Raw genomic sequence first — 10,422 nt, forward strand, 5'->3', positions numbered from 1 at the left:
CTTCTCGGGCGCGACCAGTTCTTCCCGGGTACTACCAGGCTGACGGGTCCTTCGCGGGGACGGCGAAGACTGTGCCGTCGGGGGCGGTGGCGTAGACGTGGTCGTGGGCGAGCACGGGGGAGGACAGCGCGCCGGCGATCTGGTCCGAGTTCGTGTCGAGCCGCGGGGGCGTCTGCCCGAGAAGCCTGCCGCCCGCGGCGTCCACGGCGAGCAGCCGCCCGTCGGGCGCGGTGATGTACACGTGCCGGCCGTCGGCCACCGGCGCGGAGCCTCTGGTCACGGCCGTTTCCAGGCTCCACCGCTGTTTGCCGGCGGCCATGTCGACGGCCACCAACGAGCCGCCTGTCCCCATCAGGTACACGACGTTGCCGCGTACGGTGCCCTGGGCCTGCTGCAGCGGTACCGCCAGCGTCACCCGCCGTGAGGTCCCGTCGTCCGGGTTGTAGCGGACCACGGCCCTCGTGTCGTCGTAGACCGCGTCGGTGGCGGCGAAGAAGACCGACCCGTCCCCGGTACCCACGGGTTCCAGAGACCCCTTCAGCTGCTTGTCCCACCGCAGGTCACCCGTGTCCGGGTCCACCGCGGTGACCCGTGTGCTCGTCCCGTCGTCGGACGTACTCGTGGCGTACGCCAGCGGATCTCCGGCGAAGGAGACGAAGAACGGCGCCTTGTGCCCGGGTATCCGGTGGCTCCACGTCGTGTCGCCCGAAGCGCTGTCAAGGCCCGTGACCGTGCCGTCGGCAGTGGTGAGCAGAAGCATGCGGCTCGTGTGCCCCAGCCCGCTGTATGAGGACATGCTCCGCTGCCAACGTGCCTTGCCCGAAGCGGGATCGAGTGCCTCGAGGCGCAAGTTCAGATCCAGCGTGGGCTGGACGAGCCCACCCGACACGACCGGCTGCCCGGCGCGCACCCGGGCGTCGGCGTGCCGCCACAGCAGGCGGCCGTCGGACGGATCGAGGGCGAAGACCAGGCCGGTCTGCCCGCAGAGCAACTTCCCGTTCCCGTAGGCGCATTGGGGCGTGTCCTTCCCGGACGGCGCCGTCGCCTTCCACGAGCCGAACCCGGCGGACGTGGTGCGCGGTGTGCTGCTGCTCCGCGGCACCGCGCTGCCACCGTCGAGCAGTTGGACCGAGGTCAGCGCCACGACCGCGGCGAGGCCCAGCGCCCCCGCGCCGAGGGCCGCCCATCTGCCCCGGCGCTTCACAGGCTGCGGTTCGGGCTTCTCGGCGCGCGGCTCCGGCCCGAGCGGCTCCGCCCGCTGCGCCGGTATGAACGCCTGCGTGTCGTACGACGCCGCCACCGACCGCAGTTCCCGCATCAACTCGTCCGGCGTGGGCCGGTCCTCGGGCTCCTTGGCCAGACACCGCAGCACCAGCGGCGCGAGATTCTCCGGTACGCCGGTCAGGTCCGGCTCGTCATGAACGACCTGGTAGGCGACGACGTACGGACTGTCCGAGTCGAACGGCCCCCGCCCCGTGGCCGCGTGCACCATCACGGAACCCAGCGCGAAGATGTCGGCGGCGGGCCCCACCTCCCGCGGCCGCCGGAACTGCTCGGGCGCCATGAACGGCGGTGTCCCGATCAACTTCCCGGTCTCGGTCCGCAGTTCGCTGTCTTTTGGCCGGGAAATGCCGAAGTCGATGACCTTGGGGCCGTCCTCGGCGAGCAGCACGTTGCTCGGCTTGAGATCCCGGTGCACCACGCCGACCCGGTGGATGTCGCGGAGCGCCTCGGCCAGTCCGGCCATCAGCCGGCGCAACTCGCCAGGGCTCATGGCCCCGTTCCGCTTCACGTGGTCGGACAGGGTCGGCCCGGGGATGAACAGGGTGGCCATCCAGGGCCGTTCGGCTTCCGAGTCGGCATCGACGACGGACGCGGTGAAGGCCCCGCTGACCTTCCGCGCGGCAGCCACCTCCTGCCGGAACCGCCCCCTGAACTCGGGATCTTTGGCGAACTCGGCATGTACGACCTTCACCGCGAGCTTCATCCCCGAGGTACTCCGCGCGAGATGCACGATGCCCATGCCCCCGGAGCCCAGACACGACTCCAGCCGGTAGTGACCGGCGTACTCGGGAAGTTCCGCTTCCGCGCCCGCTCCAGTGTTGCGCTGTGGCGCCATGCGACCACCCCCGTGCTGTCCGTTCGCGCGCGCGACGCACGGAGCCTAGTCGATGACTCGTACGAGACAGAGGCGGCTTGCTAGCTTCTCCGTGCGAGTCGCGTACTTGTGTTTCGTGGCGCGATTCAAGGGAATCAACGGGACCCCATGGCAGTCATGGGGTCGAACGGGGGAGGTCTTTCATGTCTGTTGAAGGCATCGAAGTGGCAGAGGGCGAAGACGAGGCGGAAGCCGTCACCATGACGACGGCCACGACCACGGCCCTGCGCTACTACTCGGTCGCGCCAGGCGTCCGCCTGAACGTCCGCAGCGGCCCCGGCACCAACTACACCGTCGTCCGCATCCTGGCCGAGGGCGCGAAGGTCCCGATCTTCTGTCAGTCGCCGGGTACGACGATCACGGGCCCGTACGGCACGTCGAACATCTGGGACAACATCGACAACGGCGAGTACGTCTCGGACACGTACGTGAACACCGGCAGCGACGGCTACATCCGCCCGCGCTGCTCCTGAACCCGCCACCATCACCCAGAGGACATTCATGACACCCCTGAGACGTAGATCCGTCCTGCTCGCGGGGCTCACCGGGGCCATTCTCATGGTGGGCGCAGCCACAGCCCAGTCCGCGACGACCGTGCGCTACTACCCGGTCGCTCCGGGCGTCCAGCTGAACGTCCGCAGCGGCCCGGGCACGACGTACAGCATCGTCCGCGTCCTGCCTGTGGGCGCCAACGTCCCCATCTGGTGCCAGACACCTGGCCAGACGGTCACGGGCCCGTACGGCACGTCGAACATCTGGGACAACATCGACAGCGGCGAGTACGTCTCGGACGCGTACGTGAACACCGGCAGCGACGGCTACGTCGCCTCGCGCTGCGCCTGATCCCCACCGGAGCCCGCGGCCGCCCCAGCGCCATAATCAACGGGTGAGCGACGAACAAGGCACCCCGTCCGCGGGCTCCCCAGGCACTCCCCACCCCGACCCCCTCCGCCTCTTCGGCACGACCTGGGTCGACCACGACAACGGCTACACCCTCCGCCGCATCGCCGCCTCCATCGGCTCCCTCGCCGCTGCGGCCGTCTCCTGCCTGATCCTGCGCTTCGCCTACGAGGGCCTCCAGATCGCCGACACCGGCAGCTTCGTGACCGTCCTCGTCGTCGCGATGTTCGCCATCTGCAGCGCCCTCGCCTTCCGCCACACCTGGGACGGCTTCACCAAGCGCCCCGACCCCGACCGCCAGGCATCCCTCCGCGGCCTCCTGACCATCGGCTTCGTCGGTTCCCTCCTCGCCTACTTCTTCCGCTCCCTCACCGAGGCCCCCGGCGAGAAACTCCACCGCGAGGAGTACGAGGCGGCTCTCAAGCACCACGAGAAGCGCACGACCCGGCGCACCGGCAACCCGTCGAAGAAGCGCCGCCGCGTGTAGGCCGTGCCCCCTCTCACCGAAAACTCACCGCACCCTGCCCCGACCCCGGTCACCATGGGCCCATGACGGCCTCCTCTCACACCACCCGAGCGCAGTCCTTCAACGCCGCCGCAGCCCAGTACGCCGCCAACCGTCCGTCCTACCCGACCGCCCTCTTCGACGCGATCGAGGACCTGGCCGGCCGCCCCCTCACCGGTGCCCGCGTCGCGGACGTCGGCGCCGGCACCGGCATCGCGACCGCCCTCCTGCACGCCCGGGGCGCCGATGTGATCGCCGTGGAGCCCGGCGACGGCATGGCGGCCCAGTTCCGCCGCGCCCACCCCGACATCCCGATCATCCTGGGCGACGGCAACACCCTCCCTCTGGCCACCTCCTCCGCCGACTTCCTCACCTACGCCCAGTCCTGGCACTGGACCGACCCCGCCCAGGCCGTCCCGGAGGCCGTCCGCGTGCTGCGCCCGGGCGGCGCGCTCGCCCTGTGGTGGAACACCGACGCCCTCGACGTGCCGTGGATCGCGGAGGCCGCCGACCGCACCGGGCGCTACTTGGGCGTGAACGTCGCCGCCGAGAAGCGAGGCGTCAACGCCCGTGTCGCCGACCCCACCGGCCGTCTGGACTTCGCCCGCCGCGAGGTCCGCTGGAGCCGCCACGTCTCCATCGACACCCACCTCGCCAACATCGCCAGCCACTCCCAATTCCTGGTCCACGGCGAGGAGGCCGGCGCAGCCTTTTTCGCCGAGGAGCGGGACCACCTGACGAGGGCCTTCCCGGACGGAGTCGTCGAGGAGGTCTACGACGTGATCCTGCTCCTGGCCACCACCACACCCTGACCCCACACCCGAAACCCCGATCCCCACAGCACAGCCGGCCTCACGAAGACACCGCGGCCAGGTCTACGACGCCCCCCGTTCCGGTCTACGACGCCCCCGTCCCCGTCACCACCTGCGCCTGCCCCCGCGCGGCGGCCCACCCCTCCAGGGCCGCCGCGCACGCGTGGTCCATGTGCCGCAGCCCGCCCAGCTCCAGCCGCACCACCCGATCCCGCGGCAACGCCTCCAACGCGTCGAGCAGCTTCGGCAGCCGCAGAAACGTCGCATGCCCAAACACCCGTACGAGGATCCCCGTGTCCCCCCGTTCCTCGGTCTCCACATGCACATGGCTGACGTCCCAGGCGGTCTTCGCCACCGCCAGCGCCAGCCCCACCAGCACCCCCTCGAACAGGTTCCCGACCACGATCGCCACAGTCGTCACCCCCAGCACGGCCACCTCTCCGCGATGCCCGCGCCACAACGCCCGCGCCTCCCGCACCGGCACGAGCCTGCACCCGGCGTGCACCAACAGGCCGGCCAGTGCCGCCACCGGAATCACCCCCAGCACTTTGGGCAACAGCGCCGTGAACACCAGCAGCCACACCCCGTGCAGCACCCGCGAGGCCTTCGTACGCGCTCCTGCCTGCACATTCGCGGCGCTCCGCACGATCACCGCGGTCATCGGCAGCGCCCCCAGCACCCCGCACACGGCGTTCCCCGCCCCCTGCGCGATCAGCTCCCGGTCGTAGTCGGTTCTTCGTGCCCCCGAATGCAGCCGGTCCACGGCAGCCGCGCTGAACAACGACTCGGCGGACGCGATCAACGCGAACGCGACGACGGTCCCGATCACCCCCACTTCCAACAGCCGCCCGAAATCCGCCCCCTCCGGCACGCGCACCGCACCGAGCAGCCCCCACACCTCGACCCGCCGCACGTCCAGGTCGAACACCCCGGTCACCACAGCGGCCGACGCCACCGCCACCAGCGGTGCAGGCACCACCCGCGCCCCCCTCCGCCAACGGGGCCACAGGAGCAATACGGAAATAGTGGCAGCCCCCACTGACAACGCCACCGGATCCACCCGCCCCGGCAACGCCACCAGCCCGGCAAGCTTCCCCGGCCCGCTCGCCGGTGCGGCCGCGTCGCCCAGCGCGTACACCTGCGCGGCCACCAGCACGAGCCCGATCCCGGCGAGCATCCCCTGCACGACGGCAGCCGACACGGCCCGGAACCACCGCCCGAGCCGCAGCGCCCCGAGCCCGAACTGCACCAGCCCGGCCCCGAGCACCAGCACGCCGAGCACCTCGACGCCGTACCTCTGCACGGCCTCGTACACGAGCACGGTCAACCCCGCCGCCGGACCGCTGACCTGCAGACTGCTGCCGGGCAACGCCCCAGCGACCAGCCCGCCGACGATCCCGGTGACCAGCCCCAGCTCGGCGGGCACACCGGAGGCGATGGCGATACCCACGCACAGGGGCAACGCCACGAGAAACACCACGAGGGACGCGAACAGATCGGCCCTGCCTACGCCACAGCGCATCACAACAGCACCTCCGCTGATCAACGGGAGAAGAACGGGAGAAGGAGCGAGACGGAGATGCGTGGGCCGCCGAACCGGGGGAGGACGCGGCCGATGTGCGTGCTCGGCATATGACCTCGCACTGAAATCCATTGTCAGGAAGGTGAGTTGATCGCGCAGCCGGTTCCCGTGGTCATCCGGGGCGCCCGGAGGTGCACGAACCGGATCACCTGCCTCCGATCACTCCGCCGCGCGCCTGCGCAACCGAGCGCGCCCCGCTTGACGGCGTCCGCCGACGAGAGCAATATTCAGCACATGATGATTATAAAACCCGGCTCAGCCGACGAGGGAGCGGCCTCAGGGGGCGCCACCCCCGCTGTCCAAGCCGAGAACCTCACCGTCGTCCGCGGCCCCCGCACCGTCCTGCGCGGGCTCGACTTCACGGTCCCGCGTGGCCAGATCACCGGCCTGCTCGGCCCTTCCGGATGCGGCAAGACCACGCTCATGAGGGCGATCGTCGGCACCCAGGCCAAGGTCACCGGCACCATCGACGTCCTCGGCAGCCCCGCCGGACACCCCACCCTCCGCACCCGCATCGGTTACGTCACCCAAGCCCCCTCCGTCTACGACGATCTGACGGTCCACCAGAACCTCGACTACTTCGCCGCGATCCTCGCCCCCGGCCGCGCGTCCGCCGACCGGCGCCACGAGAACGTCACTCGCGCGATCGCCGACGTCGACCTCACCACCCACGCCGACGCCCTCGCCGGCAACCTCTCCGGCGGCCAGCGCAGCCGCGTGTCCCTCGCGGTCGCCCTCCTCGGAACCCCCGAACTCCTGGTCCTCGACGAACCCACCGTCGGCCTTGACCCCGTCCTCCGCCGCGACCTCTGGAACCTCTTCCACGACATCGCGGCACAGCGCGACGCGACGTTGCTGATCTCCTCCCACGTCATGGACGAGGCCGAGCGCTGCCACCGCCTCCTCCTGATGCGCGAGGGCGAGATCCTCGCCGACGACACCCCGGACGCCCTCCGCACCCGCACGCACTCCGACACGGTCGAAGCGGCCTTCCTGCACCTCGTCGACGAAGCCGCCGCAGCAGCCCGCCGCAAGGAGACGACCCGATGAGTACGACGACCAGCACGACGCCCCCGCACACCCCCGCACCCATCAGCGCCCTCAACCCATCCCGCACCATGGCCACCGCCGCCCGGGTCCTGCGCCAGCTCCGCCACGACCCGCGCTCGATCGCGCTGATGATCCTCATCCCCTGCGTGATGCTGTTCCTGCTGCGCTACGTCTTCGACGGCAGCCCGCGCACCTTCGACAGCATCGGCGCCTCCCTCCTCGGGATCTTCCCGCTGATCACGATGTTCCTGGTCACCTCCATCGCCACCCTGCGCGAACGCACCTCCGGCACCCTCGAACGCCTCCTCGCCATGCCCCTGGGCAAGGGCGACCTCATCGCCGGCTACGCCCTCGCCTTCGGCACCCTCGCGATCATCCAGTCCGCCCTCGCGACCGGCCTGGCCCTCTGGTTCCTCGACCTGGACGTCACCGGCAGCCCCTGGCTCCTCCTCCTGGTGGCCCTCCTCGACGCCCTGCTCGGCACCGCCCTCGGCCTCTTCGTCTCGGCCTTCGCCGCCTCCGAATTCCAGGCCGTCCAGTTCATGCCGGCGGTGATCTTCCCCCAACTCCTCCTCTGCGGCCTCTTCACCCCCCGCGACAACATGCACCCCGTCCTGGAGACCATCTCCGACGTCCTCCCCATGTCCTACGCGGTCGACGGCATGAACGAAGTCCTCCACCACACGGACATGACAGCCGACTTCGTACGCGACGCCCTGATCGTCGCGGGCTGCGCACTGCTGGTCCTGGCCCTGGGCGCTGCCACCCTGCGCCGCCGAACCCCATGATCGACCCAGCCCGTCCGGCGCATGCCGAGGAGGTCGCCGGCTCGTCCGCCCTCCGGACAGACGAGCCGCACCCCCACCCCCGGTGCGAGGATGAACCCCGGACGACGCACCCCCGGAGGGCACCCCAGCCATGACCCAGAAAGTCGCAGTCCTCGGCACCGGCAAGATCGGCGAAGCCCTGCTCAGCGGAATGATCCGCGCCGGCTGGGCCCCGGCCGACCTCCTGGTCACCGCACGCCGCCCCGAGCGGGCCGAAGAACTCCGCACCCGCTACGGAGTCACCCCGGTCACCAACCCGGAAGCCGCCAAGACCGCCGACACCCTGATCCTCACGGTCAAACCGCAGGACATGGGCACCCTCCTCGACGAACTCGCCCCGCACGTCCCCGCCGACCGCCTGATCATCAGCGGCGCCGCGGGCATCCCCACCTCCTTCTTCGAGGAGCGCCTCGCCGCCGGCACCCCGGTCGTCCGCGTCATGACGAACACCCCCGCCCTCGTCGACGAGGCCATGTCCGTGATCTCCGCCGGCACCCACGCCACCGCCGACCACCTCGCCCACACCGAGGAGATCTTCGGCGCCGTCGGCAAGACGCTGCGCGTCCCCGAGTCCCAGCAGGACGCCTGCACCGCACTCTCCGGCTCCGGCCCGGCCTACTTCTTCTACCTGGTCGAAGCCATGACGGACGCCGGCATCCTGCTCGGCCTGCCCCGCGACAAGGCCCACGACCTGATCGTCCAGTCCGCGATCGGAGCCGCCACCATGCTCCGCGACAGCGGCGAACACCCGGTCAAGCTCCGCGAGAACGTCACCTCCCCCGCGGGCACGACCATCAACGCCATCCGCGAACTCGAGAACCACGGCGTACGAGCCGCCCTCATCGCCGCCCTCGAAGCCGCCCGCGACCGCAGCCGCGAACTGGCCTCCGGCAACAGCTGACGCCGTGCGGCCCCCGGCAAGGGGGCCGCACGTCACCCCTCACCGCGCCACGGACACACCCGTCACGGTCTCCGAAACACCCTCGCCCGCCGGCAACAGTCCGATCGCCCGATAAGCGGCATCAACCGTCGGCCGCGCCATGGCCCGAGCCCTCTCCGCTCCATCCCGCAGCACCCCCTCCACATAGCCAGGATCCGTGCACAACTCCTTGTGCCTCTCCTGCACGGGCCTGAGAACCTCGACCACCGCCTCCGCGGTGTCCTTCTTCAAGGCGCCGTACGACTCATATACACCGCTCAGGTCCGATGGGTTCCCACCGGTGCAGGCCGCGAGGATCTCCAGCAGATTGGCCACCCCCGGCCGAGCCTCCCGGTCGTACACGACCTCCCGCCCACTGTCGGTCACGGCCCGCAGCACCTTCTTCCGCACGGCGTCCGGTTCGTCCAGCAGATAGACGATCCCGGGCCCGAAGTCGTCGCTCTTGCCCATCTTCGACATCGGCTCCTGCAGATTCATCACCCGAGCCGCCACCGCCGGATGCGTCGTCCGAGGTACCACGAAGGTGTGCCCGTAACGCTGGTTGAACCGCACCGCCAGGTCCCGCGTCAGCTCCACATGCTGAGTCTGATCGTCCCCGACCGGCACCTCGTCGGCCCCGTACGCCAGGATGTCCGCCGCCATCAGCACGGGGTAGGTCAGCAGAGACAGCCGCACACTCCCGCCCCGCTCCTGCTCGCGCCCGGCCTTCTCCCTGTACTGGATCATCCGCCGCATCTCACCGTCGGTGGCCAGGCACTCCAGCAGATACGACAGCCGCGCGTGCTCGTCCACATGACTCTGTACGAACACGGTGCACAGCTCCGGATCCAGCCCCGTAGCCAGCAGCAACGTCGCCGCCTGCCGACTCAGCCGACGCACCCGCGCCGGATCGTGGTCCACGGTCAGCGCGTGCAGGTCGACGACGCAGAACAGTGCGTCGGCCCGGTGCTGATCGACGGCGGCCCACCGCCGCATGGCACCCAGGTAGTTCCCGAGCGTCAGATGTCCGGTCGGCTTGACCCCGCTGAAGACTCGCGTCATCTCTCTCCACCTCCTGGTCGTGACCGCCGTCCCGGCCGGCCGACCCTCAGGAGCTCTGGAGGGAGAAACAAGAACGGCCGCCGAGGCGGCGGCCGTTGAGTGCATACGTGAGCACGGCCGCCGTCAGGCGGCCCACCACAGTTGGGTGCACGTACGCGTGGTCATGCCGCCCAGACTACGCCTCCAGGGCGCCGCCAGGACCGGAGTTGACACGCCCCGACCCGCTACGTAGTGTTCTCCGAGTTGTTCGACGTGAGCGCCGACTCCGGTCGGTCCCCGGACAGCCATTCCGCAAGAACCAGCCAACACTCGACGACAGTGTTCTGCCGTCGCGCCATTGGCATGCGTATTTGCGAAATGAGGAATCCGCGTTCGAAAGGACGCAGCCCCCGATTAGCGTCGGGAGCAGGGAATCCGCTAAAGTCTCACTCGTCGGAACGGCTCAACGGCCGCGAAGACAAACCCCTCTGACTGGGAATCGGGTCCGAAAGGATCTGGTAGAGTCGGAAGCGCCGGAAAGGGAAACGCGAGAGCGGGAACCTGGAAAGCACCGAGGAAATCAGATCGGAAAAGGTCTGATAGAGTCGGAAACGCAAGACCGAAGGGA

At 69.9% G+C, this 10,422-nt stretch carries 10 protein-coding genes; 7 read left to right on the plus strand and 3 right to left on the minus strand.

The genetic code is table 11. From position 1 onward, the window contains the following. Nucleotides 1-31: 31 nt before the first annotated feature. A complete protein-coding gene (locus ADK57_RS44100; protein ID WP_053755405.1) occupies nt 32-2,119 on the minus strand; it encodes a serine/threonine-protein kinase in 2,088 nt (695 codons plus the stop codon). A gap of 182 nt (nt 2,120-2,301) precedes the next feature. Here ADK57_RS44100 and ADK57_RS44105 point away from each other — a divergent pair, with 182 nt between their 5' ends. The 4 genes from ADK57_RS44105 (at nt 2,302) to ADK57_RS44120 (ending at nt 4,375) form a co-directional block, all read left to right on the plus strand. Then, nucleotides 2,302-2,631, plus strand: coding sequence for an SH3 domain-containing protein (locus ADK57_RS44105; protein WP_053755406.1), 330 nt, complete (start codon nt 2,302-2,304; stop codon nt 2,629-2,631). Nucleotides 2,632-2,716: 85 nt separating this feature from the next. After that, entirely contained in the window at nt 2,717-3,001 is a 285-nt protein-coding gene (locus tag ADK57_RS44110; RefSeq protein WP_053755407.1) for a peptidase, read from the plus strand. A 43-nt stretch (nt 3,002-3,044) separates the two neighbouring features. Next, nucleotides 3,045-3,545: a hypothetical protein gene (locus ADK57_RS44115; RefSeq protein ID WP_053755408.1), complete on the plus strand. Its 501-nt coding sequence runs from the start codon at nt 3,045-3,047 to the stop codon at nt 3,543-3,545. A 62-nt stretch (nt 3,546-3,607) separates the two neighbouring features. Next, a complete protein-coding gene (locus ADK57_RS44120) occupies nt 3,608-4,375 on the plus strand; it encodes a class I SAM-dependent methyltransferase (protein WP_053755409.1) in 768 nt (255 codons plus the stop codon). Nucleotides 4,376-4,460: 85 nt separating this feature from the next. Here the strand turns inward: ADK57_RS44120 and ADK57_RS44125 are convergent, their stop codons facing one another. Continuing rightward, entirely contained in the window at nt 4,461-5,897 is a 1,437-nt protein-coding gene (locus tag ADK57_RS44125) for a SulP family inorganic anion transporter (RefSeq protein ID WP_053755416.1), read from the minus strand. Nucleotides 5,898-6,194: 297 nt separating this feature from the next. On the opposite strand from ADK57_RS44125, the gene ADK57_RS44130 reads away from it, so the two are divergent. From ADK57_RS44130 to proC, 3 genes are all read left to right on the plus strand, one after another. After that, nucleotides 6,195-7,007, plus strand: a complete 813-nt coding sequence (locus tag ADK57_RS44130) for an ABC transporter ATP-binding protein (RefSeq protein WP_107091795.1) — start codon at nt 6,195-6,197, stop codon at nt 7,005-7,007. Then, a complete protein-coding gene (locus ADK57_RS44135) occupies nt 7,004-7,795 on the plus strand; it encodes an ABC transporter permease (protein WP_053755411.1) in 792 nt (263 codons plus the stop codon). Before ADK57_RS44130 ends, ADK57_RS44135 begins: the two co-directional genes overlap by 4 nt. 130 nt (nt 7,796-7,925) lie before the next feature. Next, entirely contained in the window at nt 7,926-8,735 is an 810-nt protein-coding gene (gene proC, locus ADK57_RS44140) for a pyrroline-5-carboxylate reductase (RefSeq protein ID WP_053755412.1), read from the plus strand. Between the two features lie 39 nt (nt 8,736-8,774). On the opposite strand, the gene trpS is transcribed toward proC, so the two are convergent. Then, nucleotides 8,775-9,815, minus strand: a complete 1,041-nt coding sequence (trpS, locus tag ADK57_RS44145; RefSeq protein WP_053755413.1) for a tryptophan--tRNA ligase — start codon at nt 9,813-9,815, stop codon at nt 8,775-8,777. Nucleotides 9,816-10,422: the final 607 nt, after the last annotated feature.

This window comes from Streptomyces sp. MMG1533, from assembly GCF_001279775.1.
GTDB lineage: Bacteria > Actinomycetota > Actinomycetes > Streptomycetales > Streptomycetaceae > Streptomyces.

What these genes read in the sequence shown, in the direction of transcription:
- ADK57_RS44130 (WP_107091795.1), top strand. Translation starts at nt 6,195, where the DNA reads ATGATTATAAAACCCGGCTCAGCCGACGAGGGAGCGGCCTCAGGGGGC.
- trpS (WP_053755413.1), bottom strand. Translation starts at nt 9,815, where the DNA reads ATGACGCGAGTCTTCAGCGGGGTCAAGCCGACCGGACATCTGACGCTC.
- proC (WP_053755412.1), top strand. Translation starts at nt 7,926, where the DNA reads ATGACCCAGAAAGTCGCAGTCCTCGGCACCGGCAAGATCGGCGAAGCC.
- ADK57_RS44110 (WP_053755407.1), top strand. Translation starts at nt 2,717, where the DNA reads ATGGTGGGCGCAGCCACAGCCCAGTCCGCGACGACCGTGCGCTACTAC.
- ADK57_RS44125 (WP_053755416.1), bottom strand. Translation starts at nt 5,897, where the DNA reads ATGCGCTGTGGCGTAGGCAGGGCCGATCTGTTCGCGTCCCTCGTGGTG.
- ADK57_RS44100 (WP_053755405.1), bottom strand. Translation starts at nt 2,119, where the DNA reads ATGGCGCCACAGCGCAACACTGGAGCGGGCGCGGAAGCGGAACTTCCC.
- ADK57_RS44120 (WP_053755409.1), top strand. Translation starts at nt 3,608, where the DNA reads ATGACGGCCTCCTCTCACACCACCCGAGCGCAGTCCTTCAACGCCGCC.
- ADK57_RS44135 (WP_053755411.1), top strand. Translation starts at nt 7,004, where the DNA reads ATGAGTACGACGACCAGCACGACGCCCCCGCACACCCCCGCACCCATC.
- ADK57_RS44105 (WP_053755406.1), top strand. Translation starts at nt 2,302, where the DNA reads ATGTCTGTTGAAGGCATCGAAGTGGCAGAGGGCGAAGACGAGGCGGAA.